Origin of the sequence: Burkholderia ubonensis subsp. mesacidophila (genome assembly GCF_002097715.1) — a bacterium.
GTDB lineage: Bacteria > Pseudomonadota > Gammaproteobacteria > Burkholderiales > Burkholderiaceae > Burkholderia > Burkholderia mesacidophila.
On the sequence record NZ_CP020738.1, the window covers coordinates 1,277,586 to 1,294,044 of the forward strand.

The 16,459-nt window shown below is 70.5% G+C and carries 17 protein-coding genes; 13 read left to right on the top strand and 4 right to left on the bottom strand.

The window, feature by feature from the left end; all coding sequences use genetic code 11:
• Positions 1-28 precede the first annotated feature (28 nt).
• From B7P44_RS23290 to B7P44_RS23340, 11 genes are read left to right on the top strand one after another with little or no spacing between them, the layout of a single operon-like run.
• Positions 29-508 (top strand): A24 family peptidase, encoded by a 480-nt coding sequence (locus B7P44_RS23290; RefSeq protein ID WP_084909989.1) that lies wholly within the window; start codon positions 29-31, stop codon positions 506-508.
• 19 nt (positions 509-527) lie between these two features.
• Positions 528-1,526 carry a Flp pilus assembly protein CpaB gene (gene cpaB / locus B7P44_RS23295; protein ID WP_084908336.1) on the top strand — a complete coding sequence of 333 codons (999 nt, stop codon included), beginning with the start codon at positions 528-530 and terminating at the stop codon, positions 1,524-1,526.
• A 54-nt stretch (positions 1,527-1,580) separates the two neighbouring features.
• Positions 1,581-2,972, top strand: a complete 1,392-nt coding sequence (locus B7P44_RS23300; protein WP_084908337.1) for a type II and III secretion system protein family protein — start codon at positions 1,581-1,583, stop codon at positions 2,970-2,972.
• 16 nt (positions 2,973-2,988) lie between these two features.
• Positions 2,989-3,381, top strand: a complete 393-nt coding sequence (locus B7P44_RS23305; RefSeq protein WP_084908338.1) for a CpaD family pilus assembly lipoprotein — start codon at positions 2,989-2,991, stop codon at positions 3,379-3,381.
• 27 nt (positions 3,382-3,408) lie between these two features.
• Positions 3,409-4,623, top strand: coding sequence for a CpaE/TadZ family protein (locus B7P44_RS23310; protein ID WP_084908339.1), 1,215 nt, complete (start codon positions 3,409-3,411; stop codon positions 4,621-4,623).
• A complete protein-coding gene (locus B7P44_RS23315; protein WP_084908340.1) occupies positions 4,623-6,014 on the top strand; it encodes a TadA family conjugal transfer-associated ATPase in 1,392 nt (463 codons plus the stop codon). The genes B7P44_RS23310 and B7P44_RS23315 overlap by 1 nt, the downstream gene beginning before the upstream one ends.
• Positions 6,011-6,988 carry a type II secretion system F family protein gene (locus B7P44_RS23320; protein ID WP_084908341.1) on the top strand — a complete coding sequence of 326 codons (978 nt, stop codon included), beginning with the start codon at positions 6,011-6,013 and terminating at the stop codon, positions 6,986-6,988. Before B7P44_RS23315 ends, B7P44_RS23320 begins: the two co-directional genes overlap by 4 nt.
• Positions 6,985-7,929 carry a type II secretion system F family protein gene (locus B7P44_RS23325; RefSeq protein ID WP_084908342.1) on the top strand — a complete coding sequence of 315 codons (945 nt, stop codon included), beginning with the start codon at positions 6,985-6,987 and terminating at the stop codon, positions 7,927-7,929. Before B7P44_RS23320 ends, B7P44_RS23325 begins: the two co-directional genes overlap by 4 nt.
• Positions 7,926-8,756 carry a tetratricopeptide repeat protein gene (locus B7P44_RS23330; protein WP_084908343.1) on the top strand — a complete coding sequence of 277 codons (831 nt, stop codon included), beginning with the start codon at positions 7,926-7,928 and terminating at the stop codon, positions 8,754-8,756. Before B7P44_RS23325 ends, B7P44_RS23330 begins: the two co-directional genes overlap by 4 nt.
• Complete coding sequence (locus B7P44_RS23335) at positions 8,753-9,181, top strand: TadE/TadG family type IV pilus assembly protein (protein WP_084908344.1); 429 nt, start codon at positions 8,753-8,755, stop codon at positions 9,179-9,181. The genes B7P44_RS23330 and B7P44_RS23335 overlap by 4 nt, the downstream gene beginning before the upstream one ends.
• Positions 9,174-10,211: a TadG family pilus assembly protein gene (locus B7P44_RS23340; RefSeq protein WP_084908345.1), complete on the top strand. Its 1,038-nt coding sequence runs from the start codon at positions 9,174-9,176 to the stop codon at positions 10,209-10,211. Before B7P44_RS23335 ends, B7P44_RS23340 begins: the two co-directional genes overlap by 8 nt.
• Here B7P44_RS23340 and B7P44_RS23345 read toward each other — a convergent pair.
• Positions 10,175-11,431, bottom strand: coding sequence for a glycosyltransferase family 87 protein (locus B7P44_RS23345; RefSeq protein ID WP_084908346.1), 1,257 nt, complete (start codon positions 11,429-11,431; stop codon positions 10,175-10,177). The two genes, B7P44_RS23340 and B7P44_RS23345, sit on opposite strands and share 37 nt — an antisense overlap.
• A 26-nt stretch (positions 11,432-11,457) precedes the next feature.
• A complete protein-coding gene (locus B7P44_RS23350; RefSeq protein ID WP_084908347.1) occupies positions 11,458-12,573 on the bottom strand; it encodes a glycosyltransferase family 2 protein in 1,116 nt (371 codons plus the stop codon).
• Positions 12,574-12,762: 189 nt separating this feature from the next.
• On the opposite strand from B7P44_RS23350, the gene B7P44_RS23355 reads away from it, so the two are divergent.
• Together B7P44_RS23355 and B7P44_RS23360 are read left to right on the top strand one after the other, a co-directional pair.
• Entirely contained in the window at positions 12,763-13,134 is a 372-nt protein-coding gene (locus B7P44_RS23355; protein ID WP_084908348.1) for a phage protein NinX family protein, read from the top strand.
• A gap of 98 nt (positions 13,135-13,232) precedes the next feature.
• Positions 13,233-14,084, top strand: a complete 852-nt coding sequence (locus B7P44_RS23360; protein ID WP_084908349.1) for an AraC family transcriptional regulator — start codon at positions 13,233-13,235, stop codon at positions 14,082-14,084.
• 8 nt (positions 14,085-14,092) lie between these two features.
• On the opposite strand, the gene B7P44_RS23365 is transcribed toward B7P44_RS23360, so the two are convergent.
• Together B7P44_RS23365 and B7P44_RS23370 are read right to left on the bottom strand one after the other, a co-directional pair.
• Complete coding sequence (locus tag B7P44_RS23365; protein ID WP_084908350.1) at positions 14,093-15,421, bottom strand: cytochrome P450; 1,329 nt, start codon at positions 15,419-15,421, stop codon at positions 14,093-14,095.
• A 146-nt stretch (positions 15,422-15,567) separates the two neighbouring features.
• Positions 15,568-16,446, bottom strand: a complete 879-nt coding sequence (locus tag B7P44_RS23370) for a LysR family transcriptional regulator (RefSeq protein WP_084908351.1) — start codon at positions 16,444-16,446, stop codon at positions 15,568-15,570.
• Positions 16,447-16,459: the final 13 nt, after the last annotated feature.

Below are 16,459 nucleotides of genomic sequence, written 5' to 3' on the forward strand. Positions count from 1 at the left end.
GGAGGCGCGCTGACGGACGGTGCCGTTCATGCTCCATCTCGTGCAGTTGGTGGCCACGGCCGTGCTGGCGTCGCTCGCGGTGCAGGATCTGCGCGCGCGGCGCCTGTCGAATCGCGCGGTGCTGGCGTTCGCGACGCTGTACTTCGTCGCGGCGGCGCTCGTGCGCGACGGGTTCGCGCCGGTGGGCGCCCACGTCGCGACCGGCGCGGCGATGCTGCTGCTGTTCGGCGGTTTCCGCCATGCGGGCTGGATCGGCGGCGGCGACGTCAAGCTGGCGGCCGCCGTGTTCCTGTGGGCCGGCCCGGCGCTGGCCGTGCCGGTCCTGACGATCGTCGGCGCGTGCGGTCTCGCGTGCGGCGTCGCGGCGCTCGCGGCCGTTGCGCGGCAGCGGCGCACCGCGCCCGCACACCCCGTCGCGGCGCGCGGCGTGCCATACGGCGTGCCGCTTGCGCTGGGCGGCGCGCTGTCGGTCTGGGCGTCGTTTCCACACATCGTCACGCTTACCTAACCGGGGGACGCACGCCGCCATGCCCAAACCCCTGAGACTGGCCGGGCTGATCATCGCCGCCGGCATCGGCGCGTTCATCCTGCGCGAGCTGTACGTCGCCGCGTCGACCACCAAGGCGCCGGCGGAGTCCGTGGAAGCGCGCGTGCGCGTCGCGGCCGCCGACCTGCCGGAAGGGCTGCTGCTGCGCGACAACGACCTCGCGTGGAAGCGCATCCCGCATGCGCAGGTGCCGCCGGGGGCGTTCGTCGAGTCGCAGCCGGGCGCGGACCTGAAGGGCGCGCTGCTGCGCAACCGCGTGAGCGCCGGCACGCCGATCCGCGCAGACAACGTGATCGCGGCCGGCGCGCCGGATTTTCTCGCGGCCGCGCTGAAGCCCGGCATGCGCGCAATCTCGGTGCCGGTCGACGACGTGTCGGGCAACGCGGGCCTGATCCAGCCGGGCGATTTCGTCGACGTGCTGCTGACCCAGCAGATCGGCGGCACGACGGCCGAGCCCGGCGCGTTCGAGGCGGAGACGGTTGTGCGGCGCGCGCGCGTGCTCGCGGTCGGCTCGGAATTCCAGCGCGCGAAGGGGCCCGCCAGCGGGGCGGACGCAACCGTCCACGCGCGCACGGTCACGCTCGAGGTCGCGCCGCGCACCGCACAGGTCGTGCTCGTTGCGACGCGCCTCGGCTCGCTGTCGCTCGCGCTGCGCAGCTTCGCGACGAGCGACCGGCGACAGCCGGCGGGCGGCGACGAGCAGGAGCCCGACACGCCGCCCGTGTGGGCCGGCGACGTGTCGCGCGCGTTCCGCGACGCGACGCGCGCGCCGGGCGCCGCGCCGGATGCCGGCGCGCGGCTGCCCCGGCAGAACAATACGGTGGTGATCTATCGCGGCTCGACGGTCGACGACGGGGCGCGCGGCGGCGGCATCGGCTTGGCCGGCGTGCCGCCGCTGCCGTCCGGGTTGCCGGGCTTGCCCGGCGGCGGCAACCTCGCCGCGCAGGCGCCACAGCCGCCGGCGGCGGCTCCGCAGTGACGGATCGGACCGGCCGCGCGGCGGCCGGCATTTGGGCATTTGACGAGAAAACGCATGGTGCGCATGGTTCGTTGGATCGCTCTCTGGTGCCTGGCTTGCGCATCCGTGTCGGGTGCGCCCGGCGCCGCGTTCGCGCAGCGCGCGAACGCGCCTGACGCGGGCGCGCCGCTGACGCTCGCGGCCGGCAAGGGCGACCTGCTGTCGCTGCCCGAGCCCGCGACCACGATGTTCGTCGCCGATCCGTCCATCGCCGACATCCAGGTGCCGTCGCCGCGCACCGTGTTCGTGTTCGGCAAGAAGGCCGGCACGACGACGCTGATCGCGCTCGGCGCGAACCACCGGCCGATCCTGCGCAAGACCGTGATCGTGCAGGCCGATACGCCGTCGCTGCAGCGCGTGCTCGACAGCCGCTTTCCGCAATGGCAGCTGAAGGTGTCCGGCGCGCCCGGCTCGCTGATGGTGTCGGGCAAGGTGCCGAGCGGGGCCGACGCCGACGCCGTGATGCAGTCGCTCACGCCGTACCTGCAGGACAAGGAAAAGCTCGTCAACCGGCTTACGCTGTCGCGTCCGATCCAGGTCAACCTGCGCGTGAGGGTGACCGAGGTGAGCCGCAACATTACGCAGCAACTCGGCATCAACTGGAGCGGGCTCGGCGGGTCCGGCAACTTCATCGGCGGGCTGTTCAACGGGCGCACGCTGTTCGACCCGACCACGAGCCTGTTCAACCTGTCGCCGACGGGTGCGTTCTCGGTGCTCGGCGGGTTCCGCGCGGGGCGCTGGTCGATCGACGTCGTGCTCGACGCGCTCGACCAGGAAGGGCTGATCACGATGCTCGCCGAGCCGAACCTGACCGCGATGTCGGGCGAGACCGCGAGCTTCCTCGCCGGCGGCGAGATTCCGATTCCGGTCGCGCAGGGCGGCACCACGAACGGTGCGATCACGGTCGAGTTCAAGCCGTTCGGCGTGTCGCTCGACTTCACGCCGACCGTGCTCGCCGAGAACCGGATCAGCCTGAAGGTGCGGCCCGAGGTCAGCGAGATCGATCCGACCAACAGCGTGACGACCGGCGGCGTCAAGGTGCCCGCGCTGACCGTGCGGCGCGTCGAGACGACGGTCGAGCTGTCGAGCGGGCAGAGCTTCGCGATCGGCGGGCTGCTGCAGAGCCAGTCGAGCGACGTCGTGTCGCAGATCCCGGGGCTCGGCCGGCTGCCGGTGATCGGCCGGCTGTTCTCGTCGAAGAACTTCCAGGACAACAAGACCGAAGTCGTCGTGATCGTCACGCCGTACATCGTGCAGCCGGCCGGGCCCGGCCAGCTCGAGCAGGCGATCGACACCGTCGCGCGGCCGAGCAGCGACCTGGAGTTCGCGGTGCAGCGCAACCTCGGGCTCGACCTGCTGTCGGGCGACACGCCGCGTCTCGTCGGCGCCGCGGGCTTCGTCTACTGACGCCGGGAGGGTGCCCATGCGAATTCGAACCCCCATCTCCGCGCTGATCCTGCTGATGCCGCTGGCGTTCGCGGGCTGCCTGTCGGCGCCGCCGCCGCTGAGCCTGCCCGATACGACCGCGATCGGCTTCGACGGCGCGCGCGCGGTGCCGCCCGACTGCATGAAGCTGATGCAGCCGTCGCATCTCGTCGATGCGGGATACGGGCGCCCGGGCGTGCCGTTCGGCTGCGCGACCTACCGGAACCTCGCGGCGATGCTCGCGCGGCCCGAGGACCTCGTCGCGCCGGTGCCATACGGCGGCGCCGACGCGGACGTGGCGGCCGGCGCGGTGCGCCGCTACGTCGAGGATCGCGTCAAGCAGCCGGTGCCGGGCAAGACGCTGACGACGACCGGGTCGCCCGGCCGCTGATCCCACCCACGCCTCTCTCACGCCGCCATGAAAGTGCTCGCCCGCCAGAACGCCAAGCACGCCGCCCCCGCCGGCGCGGCGGACCTCATCGCGGTCGTGTCCGACCCGGGCAGCGAGGACGTGATCCGCCGCGTCGCGCAGGACCTGTCGATCACGCGCGCGCACGTGCAGCCCGGCGGGTGCGACGACGCGATCCGCCTGCTGCAGCAGAACGAGCGCTCGCCGCGCCAGCTCGTCGTCGACGTGTCGGATTCGGTGCTGCCGGTGTCGGACCTGATGCGGCTCGCGGAAGTGTGCGACCCGTCGGTGCGGGTCGTCGCGGTCGGCACGCAGAACGACGTCGGGCTGTTCCGCAACCTGCTCGGCATCGGCGTGCAGGACTACATCGTCAAGCCGCTGACGGTCGAGCTGATGCGGCGCGCGCTGACGGCCACCGAGTCGGTCGTGCAGGTGCGCACCGGCAAGACCGTGAGTTTCGTCGGCGCGCGCGGCGGCGTCGGCGCGACCACGATCGCGGTGAGCCTCGCGCGCTGCCTCGCGGGCGAGAAGCGCCGCCGCGTCGCGTACGTCGACCTGAACCTGCACGGCGGCGGCGCGAACTCGATGTTCGGGCTGTCCAGCAACAACGGCCTGATCGAGCTGCTGAACATGGAGCAGCGGCCGGACGACGCGCTGTTCGAGCGCATGTTCGTCACGAAGGGCGACCGGCTGCACGTGCTGTCGGCCGAGCTCGCCTACGGCGCGGACACGCCGCTGCGCGACGCGGCCATCACGGGCCTCGTCGACATGCTGAAGGACCGCTTCCACTACGTGCTGTTCGATGTCGGCAGCGGGGCCGGCAAGCTGTTCGAGGACGCGCTCGAAGCGTCCGATCTCGTGTACATCGTCGCCGACCGGTCGGTGCACGCGGCCTACGAATCCGCGCGGCTCGCGCGCTTCGCGCGGGAGCTGCCCGGCGAGCGGCTGCTGTCGATGGTGCTGAACAACCCGCTCGCGCCGGTGGCGGGGCGCGTCGAGCCGGTCGATTTCGAGGAGGCGTTCGGCCGCGTGAAGCTGCGCGAGCTGCCGCACGAGCCGCAGACGCTCGCCGTCGCGGAAAACCTCGGCGAGCCGATCGACGGCGCGAAGCGCCACGGCTTCCTGGACGAGATCCGGCAAATGGCGAATGGCATCACCGGCGAATCGATGGCCGTGGCCGAGCCGTGGTACGCACGGTTCGTCAAATGGAGGAGAGGAGCGTGATGAAATTCGGCACCCGCAACCGGCCGCCGGCGGACCCCGCGCCGGCCGAGCGCGCCGAGCACGTCAACGCGCCGCGCCCGCCCGCGCCCGCGCCGATGCCGACCCGCGCGGCGGCCGACCACCACGAGGCGCTGATCCGGTCCGGCAAGTTCGATGCGATCCGCACGGCGGTGTTCGCGTCGATGAACATGTCGGCGGCGCTGATGAAGACGCGCGACGAGGTGCGCGCGGGCATCGAGCAGGTGGCCGCGCACACGGTGGAGCGCGAGCAGCTGAAGATCACGGCCGGCGAGCAGGTGCTGATCGTCGACGCGATCCTGAACGACATGTTCGGCGTCGGGCCGATCGAGCCGCTGCTCGCCGACGAGACGGTGACCGACATCCTCGTCAACGGGCCCGACCAGGTCTATGTCGAGCGCGCGGGGCGGCTCGAGCTCACGACACTGAAGTTTCGCGACGACGCGCACGTGACGAGCGTCGCGCAGCGCATCGCGGCGGCGGTCGGGCGGCGCGTCGACGAGAGCAGCCCGATGGTCGACGCGCGCCTCGCCGACGGCAGCCGCGTGAACGTCGTGCTGCCGCCGGTCGCGATGCGCGGGCCGTCGATCTCGATCCGCAAGTTCGCGAAGCGCGACATCACGCTCGCGCGCATGGCGCAGCAGGGCAACATCTCGCCCGCGATGCTGCAGGCGCTGAAGATCGCGTGCACGTGCCGGCTGAACGTGGTGATCTCCGGCGGCACCGGCTCGGGCAAGACGACGATGCTCAACGCGCTGTCGCAGCATATCGAGGAGCACGAACGGATCGTGACGATCGAGGACGCGGCCGAGCTGCAGCTGCTCCAGCCGCACGTCGTCAGCCTCGAGACGCGGCCCGAGAACACCGAAGGGCTCGGCGGGATTTCGCAGCGCGACCTCGTGCGCAACGCGCTGCGGATGCGGCCCGACCGGATCATCCTCGGCGAGATTCGCGGGCCGGAGGCGTTCGACGTGCTGCAGGCGATGAACACGGGCCACGACGGCTCGATGACGACGATCCACGCGAACTCGCCGCGCGACGCGATCAGCCGGCTCGAAAGCATGGTGATGATGGCGAACGCGAACCTGCAGCTGCTGTCGATCCGGCGCCAGATCGCAAGCGCGGTCCACCTGTTCGTGCAGGTCGAGCGGATGCGCGACGGCGTGCGCCGCGTCACGCGGATCACCGAGATCGTCGGGATGGAAGGCGAGGTGGTCATCACGCAGGACCTGTTCGCGTTCCGCCAGGACGGCGACACGACGCGCGACGCGGTGAAGGGCGTGTTCGACGCGTCGTCGCTGCGGCCGGCGTTTGCGGCGCGCGCCGCGTACTACGGCGTCGAGGACGCGCTGGCCGAGGTGTTCCGGCAATGAGCGCCGCCGACCTGTTCGCGGCCTGTGCGTTCGTCGCGCTCCTCGGGATCGGGCTCGCGATCTCGGCGCTGCTCGAGCGCGCGCGCAACGGGCCGGCGCAGCGCATTCGCGCAAGGATGCGCCGCCTGTCGCCGGCGCATGCGGGCGGCGACGCCGGCGCGGCCGACGCGTCCGGCATCGCGCTGCTGAGCCTCGAGCGCCCGCAAGGCTGGGCGCGCGCGTGGCTGCAGCGCTACGTGTCGCGGGTGCGCGCGGTCGGCGGCGACGGCGGCGTGCGGATCGTCGTCGCCAGCACGCTCGCCGGCGCGCTCGCGGCGCTCGTCGCGGTGAAGCTGATCGCGCCGCCGGGGTTCGTGCGCCCGTTCGTCTACGCGGGCCTGCCGCTGATCGCGCTGCGCAGCAGCTATCTCGGGTTGATCCGGCGTTTCCGCTTGCGCTTCCTCGAAGCGTTTCCGGACGCGATCGACCTGATCGTGCGGGCGGTGCGCGCCGGCATTCCGGTCACGCAGGCGATCAGCACGGTCGGCGACAGCGCGGCCGAGCCGGTGCGCTCGACGTTCCGGACGATGGGCGACAGCCTGCGCGTCGGCGCGGACCTGAAGGACGTGCTGACGCACGCGGCGGACCGGCTGATGATCGCGGACTTCTCGTTCTTCACCGTCTACCTGCTGCTGCAGCGCGAAACCGGCGGCAGCCTGGGCGAAACGCTCGACGAGCTGTCGAGCATCATCCGCTCGCGCCGCGACATTCGCCTGAAAAGCCGCGCGCTGACCGCCGAAGGGCGGATCACGACGAACATCATTTCGGCGGTGCCGTTCGTGATGATCGGCGCGCTGTTCCTCGTGAACCGCCCGTACATCATGCTGCTGTTCACGACGCACGCCGGCCACACGATGCTGACGATCGCCGCCGCGCTGCTCGTGATCGGGCTGCTGGTGATCCGCAAGATCTCGAGACTGGAGACCGCGCGATGACGCTGTCGATGCTGGCCGCCCGTGGCCTCGAACTGCTGCTGTTGCTGGCCTGCGTCGCGTTCGTGCTGGCGCCGCCCGGCGACAGCACGCGCAAGCGGATCGCCGCGCGCGTGCGGCAGGCGGCCGGGCAGCGCGCGGCGGCGCCGGCGGCGATGTTCCTGCAGCCGGGCGACGTCCGCCAGGACGTGACGCGGCGGCTCGCGCAGCTCGGCGAGCGGCTGCCGGTGCTCGACCCGATGCAGCGCGTCAAGCTCGGCCTGCAGCTCACGCGCGCGGGCTTTCGCGAGCGCCGCGCGGTGTCGTCGATGATCGGGATCAAGCTCACCTGCGGCGTGCTGTTCGCGTGCGTCGCGATCGTGTTCAGCCCGTACATTCCGCGGCTCGGCGAGTACTTCGTGATCCGCGCGCTGACGATGGTCGGCGCGTTCGTGATCGGCGTGATCGTGCCCGAGTACGTGCTCGGCGCGATGATCCGGCGGCGGCGGCGGATCATCGCCGGGTGCCTGCCGGACGCGCTCGACCTGCTGGTGATCTGCACGATGGCCGGCAACAGCCTCGCGTCGGGCGTCCGGCGCGTCGCGCACGAGCTGGCGCGCATCTGCCCGCCGCTCGCCGACGAGCTGTCGGTCTGCGCGGACGAACTGACGCTGAGCGGCGACGTGGCCGCGACGCTCGCGAATTTCGCGACGCGCGTCGACCTGCCGTCCGCGCGCTCGCTCGCGACGACGCTCACGCAGTCGCAGCGGTTCGGCACGCCGATCACGCAGGCGCTGCGGACGCTGGCGCGCACCGAGCGCACCGAGCAGATCGTCGCGCTCGAGGAGCGGGCCGCGAAGCTCGCACCGAAGATCACGCTGCCGATGATGCTGTTCATCCTGCCGACGGTCTGCCTGATCGCGGCGGGTCCGGCGGCGATCCGCCTGCTCGAGGTGTTCAGATGACACGATCCGTCGCACGCGCATTCCTGTTCGCGGCCGTGCTGCCGGTGCTGGCCGGCGGCTGCGGCGCGCCGGGCGTCCAGTCGAGGCCGGTGCTGTCGCACAAGAGCGACGATCCGCAGGCCGAGATGCGCATCGGCGACAGCGCGCTGGCCGGCGGCAACGTCGAGCTCGCGGCGACGCTGTACGAGAAGGTGCTCGCCGCGCATCCCGATGCGCTCGCGGCGCGCGTCGGGCTCGGCGACGTCAACTACCGCACCGGCAACCTGGAGCGCGCGCGGATCTTCTACGCGCAAGCCGAGCGGCAGGCGCCGGCGGAACTCGGCCCGCAGCTCGGGCTCGCGCGCGTCGCGCTGCGGCAGCGCCGGCTCGACGAGGCCGGCGAGCGCTATCGCGCGCTGCTGGCCGCGCAGCCGAACCATCCGCTCGCGGCCGAAGGGCTCGGCACCGTGCTCGACCTGCAGGGCCGGCATGCGGACGCGCAGGCCGTGTATCGCGACGCGCTGCGCGCGCATCCCGATGCGCAGGGGCTGCGCGTCGATCTCGGGCTGTCGCTCGTGCTGGGCAACCGGCCGCGCGAAGGCGTGAACGTGCTGCTCGACGTCGCCGGGCTGCCCGACGCGCCGTGGCAGGCGCGCCAGAACCTCGCGTTCGCGTATGGCGTGCTCGGCAACACCGATTCGGCGAAGAAACTGCTGTCCGCCGACCTGCCGGCGTCGGCCGTGGCCGACAACCTGCGCTTCTACCAGGCAGTGCGCGCGCGGCTCGCGTCGCGCGGGGCGGCGGGGGGAGCAGGCGGCGCGCCGCCGGGCGTGGAGGCCGCAAAATGACACGCCGGGTGATGGGCGCGCGCCGCGCGCGCGGCGTCATCTCCCTCGAGTTCGTGCTGATGCTGCCGTTCCTGCTGATGGTGCTGCTCGGCATCATCGACATGAGCCTGATCCTGTGCGACAAGGCGGTCATCACGAACGCGAGCCGCGAGGCCGCGCGCGCGGGCGTCGTCGTGCGCGTGCCGATGCTGACCACGACGCAGGTCGCCAACGTCGCGCTCAACTACACGCAGAACAGCCTGATCACCGGCGGCGCCGCGACGACGCCGAGCGTGAGCGTCACCCAGGCGAACGGCACGACGTCGGGCAGCGCGCTGACGGTGACCGTGACCTACACGTACACGGGGCTCGTGCTGGGCTCCGCGTTCAGCGCGCTGACCGGCCCGGTCACGGTGTCGGCGACGGCCGTGATGCTCTATGAATGACGCGCGCCGGGGCGGCCTCGTGCCCACGCGGCAGCGCGGCTCCGTCGCGCTGTTCTTCCTGCTGTTCCTGATCCCGCTGCTGATGTTCGGCGCGCTGGCGATCGACGTCGCATGGGTGGCCGTGGTCCGCAACCAGTTGCAGAACGCCGCCGACGCGGCCGCGCTCGCGGGGGCGGATGCGTTGATGTCGCCGAGCGGCGGCACGCTGAACTGGTCGCAGGCGGCGACGGCGGCGAGCGGCGCGGTCGCGCAGAATTCCGCGGCCGGCAGCGCGCTGTCGACCGGCACGGTCGCCGCCGGCTACTGGAACCTGGGCCGCAGCCCCGCGACGATGCAGGCGAGCACCATCACGCCCGGCACCTACGACGCGCCGGCCGTGCAGGTCACCGTGTCGCGCGCGCCGGGCGTGAACGGCGGGATGATTCCGCTGCTGCTCGGCGGCCTGCTCGGCATTCCCGGCGCGTCCGGCAGCGCGACGGCCGTCGCGGTGCTGGCGGCGCCGGGCGGGGTGGCGGCGGGCGCGCTGTTCCCGGTCGCGATCGACCAGTGCGTGTACAACCAGTACTGGAACGCGGCGACCAACCAGCCGCTGATCAATCCGCTGACGGGCCTGCCGTACGAATTCATGATCACGAACGGCCAGACCTACGGCGCGCTGTGCATGGGCGGGCAGTGGACGTCGTTCCTGTCGACCGCGAACGACGTGACGACGATGGCGGGCCTGATGGCGAACGGCAATCCGGCGCAGATCAACATCGGCGACACCATCTGGCTCGCCACCGGCGTGAAGGCCACGCTCTACACGTCGGTGCCGGTCGGCACGACGGTGGTGCTGCCCGTCGTCACGCAGACGGCCAGCAGCAGCTACGTGCCGGTCGTCGCGTTCGCGGCGTTCCACATCGACGTGTCGCTCGGCGGCACCTACAAGTACATCCAGGGCCACTTCGTCGCGGGCGTCAAGATGACCGGCGTCGCGAGCGGCGTCGGGCCGTATTACGGCGTGTATTCGCCGCCGAGGCTCGGGTTGTAAACGCCGGCCCGCGCGCGGCGCAGCAGCAGGAGCAGCGCGCCCAGCGTCACGGCCGGCCCGACCTGCGGCGTGTAGAACACCGGGTTCAGGTATTCGTACAGCGGCAGTGCCCACATCAGCGCGATCATCACCTGCTCGCCGCGCAGCCAGCCGTCGCGCCAGCCGATCGCCAGCATGCACGCGAGCGCGACGCCAAGCCACGCGAGCTCGTAGTGCCACACGTACGGATTCGACGCGAGCGTCGCGACCATCAGCACCGCCGCGCGCAGGCGCGGGTCGCGCGAGCGCGCCCACACGGCGCACGCGGCCGCGATCGCGATCGCGGCGATGCAGGCCTGCGCGGCATACGCGGCCGTGACCGGCAGGCCCGCGAGACGGAACGCCGCGAACGGCGTCGGCGACGCGAACCAGAACACGATGCCGTGCTCGAGGATCAGCGAGCGCGCGAGCCCCGCGCTGGCCACGAACAGCCGCAGCGATTCGACGCCGCACACCAGCACGCTCAGCGCGGCGAACCCGGTCGTCGCGAGCGCGGCCCACGCGAACGTGCGCCACGCGCGCGCGGCGACCAGCACGAACGGAAACAGCAGCGCCATCTGCGGCTTGACCGACAGCAAGCCGATGCAGAGGCCCGCCCATGCGGGCCGGCGGTCGGCCCAGCAGACGGCCAGCGCCGCGCACGCCGCGGTCAGGAACGCGTTCTGCCCGAACATCGCGGTGACGAACACGCACGGGCTCGCGACCAGCGCGAACGAGCCGAAACGCTTGGCGCCAGGGATCGCGGCGAGCCCGGACACGCGCCACACGGCGACCCCGAGCAGCGCGACGCCGAACGCGACGAACAGCGGATAGCCGATCGCGAACGGCAGCAGCGACAGCGGCGCCACCATCATCAGGTAGGTGGGCGGGTAGAGCCACGCGAGAAAGCCCTCGTGGTGGAAATGCGGGAACATCCGGGCCGACATCCGCGAGAAGGTCGGGAAATCGTAGGCCTGCGACGGGGCGCCGTGCAGCATCACGTACGACGCCGACCAGAACACCGAGTAGTCCGCGCCCGGGCGCGACGCGACGGGGCCGTGATGCACGACCCACGCCCAGATCGACAGGAAGATCGCGTAGAGCGCGAGCGCGAACGCGCTGTACGCGACGACCCGCGCGGGCGTCAGCCACGCGCGCACGGGACGGTTCACCGCTCGCGCCGAGTGTCGGGGGATGTCCATGGGCGGCATGCCGGTTTATTGGGCCCTTACTTGGCCGAGAGCTTCCTGGCGGGGTGACCGGCCGTCGCCGGCGCGGCCGGCCGGCGGCGTGCGGCGGCCATCCGTGCGGCGGCTGCCCGCCTGACCGGAAACTGCAGCAGCTTCGACGCCGGATGCGCATGGCCGTGCCGCTCGGGCGGCGCGTCCGCGTGGCTGTCGGCGCCGTAGCGGCGCCGCACCAGATAGACGGGGCGCTGCTTCGACTCGTGATAGATGCGGCCGAGGTATTCGCCGATCACGCCGATGCCGATCAGCTGGATGCCGCCCATGAACAGCACGATCGAGATCAGCGACGCATAGCCGTGCACGGGGTTGCCGAACAGCAGCGTGCGCACGACGATGAACGCGCCGTACGCGAGCGCCAGCAGCGCGAACGCGAGGCCGACGTAGGTCCACACGCGCAGCGGCACGGTGCTGAAGCTCGTGATGCCTTCGAGCGCGAAGTTCCAGCGCCGCCACCCGGAGAATTTCGAGCGGCCGCCGCTGCGCGGCGCGCGCGTGTATTCGAGGATCGCGGTGCGGTAGCCGACCCACGCGAACAGGCCCTTCATGAAGCGCCGCCGTTCCGGCAGCGCGCGCAGCGCGTCGATCACCTGCCGGTCCATCAGGCGGAAATCACCGACGTTTTCGGGCATTTCGACTTCGGACAGCGCATTGTGCACGCGGTAGTAGAGCGCGGCGGCCGCGCGCTGCATGAACGGGTCGCACATCCGGTTGGTGCGCTTCGCGGCGACGACCTCGGCGCCGGCGCGCCAGTGCTCGATCATCGCGGGAATCAGCGCAGGCGGGTCCTGCAGGTCGGCGTCGAGCAGGATCGCCGCGGCGCCGGCCGCTTCGTCGAGGCCGGCGGTGAGCGCGGCTTCCTTGCCGAAGCGGCGGGTGAGGTCGACGATGCGCACGCGCGGGTCGCTTGCCGCGACGGCGATCAGCCGGTCGAGCGTGCGGTCGCGGCTGCCGTCGTTGACGCAGACGATCTCGAAGCGGACCGCTTCGATCGATTCGAGGATCGGCAGGGTGGCGGCGAAGAACGCGCCGATCGCTTCGTCTTCGTCATGAAACGGCACGACGAGCGAGACCAGCGGTTTTCTGGCGTGCGTGGACATGCGTTCCCCCGAAAGATCGGTCGGCGCTGCATTGCGTGGCAGGCGTTTCGCGCATTGTACGCAGGAAACGGCGATTCGTAGCACGGATGCGCGGGTTTGTGCGGAGGCCGTTTCGCCGGTGAAGCCCTGTTTTACGGGCGGTCGCGGCGCTAGCATGTCGTTTCGTTTCGGATCGACACGGGGGCTGCAATGCAGGTACAGGAACTGGCTGGCGCGCCGCTCGATTACTGGGTGGCCGTCGCGGAAGGGCTCGGCGCGCCGCATGTCGCCGACGGCGTGTGCCGGGTGAGTCGCGAGGACGGCGGCGCGCCGGCGCCGTTCGCGCCGTCGTCGTCATGGGCGGACGGCGGCCCGATCGTCGAGCGCCTGCCGTTCGCCGCGTTCGAGCGCGACGGCGGGCACGGCGCGTGGCGGGCGGCGCTGCACCGCGCGGTGCCGTCCGCGGGCGAGCGCTGCACGTTCAACCAGTCCGGCCCGACGCTGCTGGTCGCGGCGATGCGCACGCTGGTCGCGTCGACGTTCGGCGACGACGTGCCGGACCTCGACATGACGAAAGCGTAACGCGGGTTCCCGTCAGCAGCGGGAACAGGGCGCAAGAACGATCAAATGACGCCACTGTCGATGTCATATCGTTTGTCCGACACCTTCTTGAGATCGCCATGAATCCGGTTGGAAAAGCGCTGTGGTTTATCGAAAACGAACTGGGCGACGAACTGACGCTCGACAGAATTTCCGCCAATTGCGGCATGACCCGCTTCGGCTTTTCGCGCAACTTCTCGATGAGTACCGGTTGGCCGGTGATGCGCTACGTCCGGTCCAGGCGGTTGACGCGTGCGGCACGGACATTGGTGCAAGGCGCACCCGATATCCTTCACGTCGCACTCGATGCCGGATATGGCTCTCACGAGGCGTTTACCCGCGCCTTCCGCGACCTCTTCGGCGTGACGCCCGACGAAGTGCGGGCGCGGCACAGTCTTGCTGGCCTGTCTCTTGTGGAGCCGTTGCGCATGAAAGAACTGAAAATCGTCGACCTTGCACCGCCACGCTTCGAAGTCTCGGAAAAGCGGTTGATCGCGGGCATGAGCGGTCGATTCACTTTTGAAACCAACGAAGGGATTCCGGCGCTTTGGCAAACCTTCATCCCCTACATCGGCAACCTGCCCGATCAGGTCGGCGGCGTGACTTACGGCGTTTGCTGCAACCCGGAAGCGGATGGCAGCTTCGAATATGTCGCAGGCGTGGAGGTGACGCGTCGCGACCGGCTGCCCGCTTCATTTCGCTGCGTCGAAATTGAACCGCAACGTTATGCGGTCTTCGAACATCGCGGGCACATATCGACGGTTCATCAGACCTTCCACAGCATCTGGAACGGGTGGCTGCCGACGTCGGGGTTGAAGGCGGCTGAGGCGCCCGAGTTCGAGCGCTACAGCGAGGACTTCGATCCTGTTGCGGGTACCGGGGTGCTTGAAATCTGGTTGCCGATAGAAGATTCGACAGGTCGATCCCGCTGATCGAACATCTAGCGCCGTGGCGTCTCGTTCGGCTCGCGATCGACACGCATGCGCGGTTCAAAGCGCACTCGGGCGTTCTTGGGGCGCAGGGAGAACCAGCCTTGCGGGGTCACCGGCCCCAGGATCGTCAGGTCCCAGTGCTCGATCCAGTAAGCCAGCGATACGGCCAGGTCCATCATGGCCATTCCGGTGCCCGGGCAGGCCCGATCGCCGACGCCAAATGGAAAATATGCCCCCTGCGGCCAGGTCGGAGCTTCCAGGAATCGCTCGGGCCGGAACGCATCGGGCTCGGGAAACCAGCGTGCGTCGCGATGCGTGATCCAGCTGGAAACCATCACGATATCGCCGCGCGCGAGCGGCGTTCCCGACACGGTCATGGCGCGCGACAGCCGGCGCGGCACCAGCGCATAAGCCGGCGGGTACAGGCGCAGGGTTTCCTGAATCACGGCGCGCAGCAATGGAGCCCGACGCAGGTCCTGCAATTGATTCACGCCGGACCAGTCGATCGTGGCGAGCTCCTTGCGCAGCGCGGCCAGCACCTCGGGATGCTGGGCCAGCAGCAGTTGCGCCCAGGTCAGCGTTGCGCCGGTGGCCTGGTGCGAGGCCATCAGCAACGTGGCGAGGTCGTCGCGATGCATGACCACCGGGCGTTGCGATTCCCTGACGACCTGGTCGATCTGCGAACGCATCACGCGGAGGGCCCAACGCTTGCGTGGGCACATCTTGCTGGGAAACCAGTGGCCAAGGGGCAGCCCCGTGCTGGTTTCGAGCAATGCGACGCGCGACAGGATACGCACGGCCTTGGCAATGGTTTCCGCATTCGGACCAAGATCGATGTCGAACAAGGCATGGCCGGCCAGCGTGACGCTGTAGGCGGCCATTTCCAGATCGAGGTCAACCACCTGGCCCGGCGCGATACGCGCCGACCAGTGTCGGGCGATGCGCTGAATCTCCGGTACGGCAGGCGGCTGAATATGCGGGCGCACCGCCTGGCGCTGACGCCGTGCCGCTTCGCCTTCCTTCATCATGAAGCTGGACCCGTTCCACTGGCGCATGATGCACAGGCTGGGTTCCCAACGTTGCAAGTCCGCGCGATGGGAGACCATCAGGTCATGGATCGCCTCGGGATGAAACAGACACCAGAGCTGCTTCACTCCCATCCGCAGGCGCGCGAGATCGGGCGAGGTCCGATGCATGTCGGCCAGCCACTTCAACGGGTCGCGCTGAATGTCCAGCCAATGATTCAGGCCGGTGTCCGGAGCCTTCCAGTATTTGCGGCGCAAGGCCAGACGCTTGCGGACAGGGCAGGTTGTCAAGGTTGAGGTGTCGTTGCTCATTCGAGCGGTCTAGGGGTGGTGTTCTCGGATTCGTCGGCCGCTTCTACGGGGCGGTGGGACAGGCGTCAGCGATTCTATTACAACCGGCTCGAACAGCATGACCGCTCCAGGCGACCCGCGCACCGAGCTGCCGCCGCATATCCGGATCATTCGGGCCGCGCGACGACCCGCAGGAACGCGCGCACGGCGGGCGCCTTCTCGAAGCGCCGGCACGCGAGCGCGAGCTCGGACGTGATCGGCTTGCCCGCGAGCGGCCGGTAGACGACGCCCGGCAGCGATACGCAACGGGCGAGCGCGTCCGGAATCACGGCGACCCAGCCGTTCACCGACACGCAGGCCAGCACCGCGAGCAGCCCGCCCGGGCGCGCGGCGATCACGGGCGCGAAGCGCCCGCGACGCGCGACTTCCAGCGTGCCGAGCTCCTGTTCGGGCACCGCAAAGCGCGCGCCGGCCAGTGCGGCGGCCTTGATCGTCGCCATTTCGGCGAACGGCGAATCGGCCGGCACTGCCGCAACGAACACGTCGCGCTGCAGCGTCACGGTGCGGAGTTCGCCGGGCAGCGGCATAGGTGGCCGCACGTAGGCGACGTCGAGGCGGCCCGCGTCGATCTGCTTCGCGACGTCGTCCATCGGCACCTCGCGCAGGTTGAGCTCGATGCGCGGATGCGCGGCGCGAAACGCGCCGACCGTGCGCTGCAGCGTGCCCGAGTAGACCGCCGACGACACGTAGCCGACCTCGATTCGGCCCAGCTCGCCGCGCTCGGCCAGCGCCGCGAGCTCGCGGCCGCGCTGCAGGTGCTCGAGCGCCGCGCTCGCTTCGCCGAGATAGGCCTCGCCGGCGGCGCTCAGCGCGACCGCGCGCCGCGACCGGTGAAAGAGGCGCACGCCGAGCAGCCGTTCCGCCTCCTGGATCTGCCGCGTGAGCGCCGGCGGCGCCATGTCGAGCTCGTCGGCCGCGCGGGCGAAGTGGAGATGGCGCGCGACGGCGAGGAACGCGCGGACGTGACGGAATTCGAGCCGGTCCATGATTGCGAAAATC

What these genes read in the sequence shown, in the direction of transcription:
- B7P44_RS23290 (WP_084909989.1), top strand. Translation starts at nt 29, where the DNA reads ATGCTCCATCTCGTGCAGTTGGTGGCCACGGCCGTGCTGGCGTCGCTC.
- cpaB (WP_084908336.1), top strand. Translation starts at nt 528, where the DNA reads ATGCCCAAACCCCTGAGACTGGCCGGGCTGATCATCGCCGCCGGCATC.
- B7P44_RS23300 (WP_084908337.1), top strand. Translation starts at nt 1,581, where the DNA reads ATGGTGCGCATGGTTCGTTGGATCGCTCTCTGGTGCCTGGCTTGCGCA.
- B7P44_RS23305 (WP_084908338.1), top strand. Translation starts at nt 2,989, where the DNA reads ATGCGAATTCGAACCCCCATCTCCGCGCTGATCCTGCTGATGCCGCTG.
- B7P44_RS23310 (WP_084908339.1), top strand. Translation starts at nt 3,409, where the DNA reads ATGAAAGTGCTCGCCCGCCAGAACGCCAAGCACGCCGCCCCCGCCGGC.
- B7P44_RS23315 (WP_084908340.1), top strand. Translation starts at nt 4,623, where the DNA reads ATGAAATTCGGCACCCGCAACCGGCCGCCGGCGGACCCCGCGCCGGCC.
- B7P44_RS23320 (WP_084908341.1), top strand. Translation starts at nt 6,011, where the DNA reads ATGAGCGCCGCCGACCTGTTCGCGGCCTGTGCGTTCGTCGCGCTCCTC.
- B7P44_RS23325 (WP_084908342.1), top strand. Translation starts at nt 6,985, where the DNA reads ATGACGCTGTCGATGCTGGCCGCCCGTGGCCTCGAACTGCTGCTGTTG.
- B7P44_RS23330 (WP_084908343.1), top strand. Translation starts at nt 7,926, where the DNA reads ATGACACGATCCGTCGCACGCGCATTCCTGTTCGCGGCCGTGCTGCCG.
- B7P44_RS23335 (WP_084908344.1), top strand. Translation starts at nt 8,753, where the DNA reads ATGACACGCCGGGTGATGGGCGCGCGCCGCGCGCGCGGCGTCATCTCC.
- B7P44_RS23340 (WP_084908345.1), top strand. Translation starts at nt 9,174, where the DNA reads ATGAATGACGCGCGCCGGGGCGGCCTCGTGCCCACGCGGCAGCGCGGC.
- B7P44_RS23345 (WP_084908346.1), bottom strand. Translation starts at nt 11,431, where the DNA reads ATGGACATCCCCCGACACTCGGCGCGAGCGGTGAACCGTCCCGTGCGC.
- B7P44_RS23350 (WP_084908347.1), bottom strand. Translation starts at nt 12,573, where the DNA reads ATGTCCACGCACGCCAGAAAACCGCTGGTCTCGCTCGTCGTGCCGTTT.
- B7P44_RS23355 (WP_084908348.1), top strand. Translation starts at nt 12,763, where the DNA reads ATGCAGGTACAGGAACTGGCTGGCGCGCCGCTCGATTACTGGGTGGCC.
- B7P44_RS23360 (WP_084908349.1), top strand. Translation starts at nt 13,233, where the DNA reads ATGAATCCGGTTGGAAAAGCGCTGTGGTTTATCGAAAACGAACTGGGC.
- B7P44_RS23365 (WP_084908350.1), bottom strand. Translation starts at nt 15,421, where the DNA reads ATGAGCAACGACACCTCAACCTTGACAACCTGCCCTGTCCGCAAGCGT.
- B7P44_RS23370 (WP_084908351.1), bottom strand. Translation starts at nt 16,446, where the DNA reads ATGGACCGGCTCGAATTCCGTCACGTCCGCGCGTTCCTCGCCGTCGCG.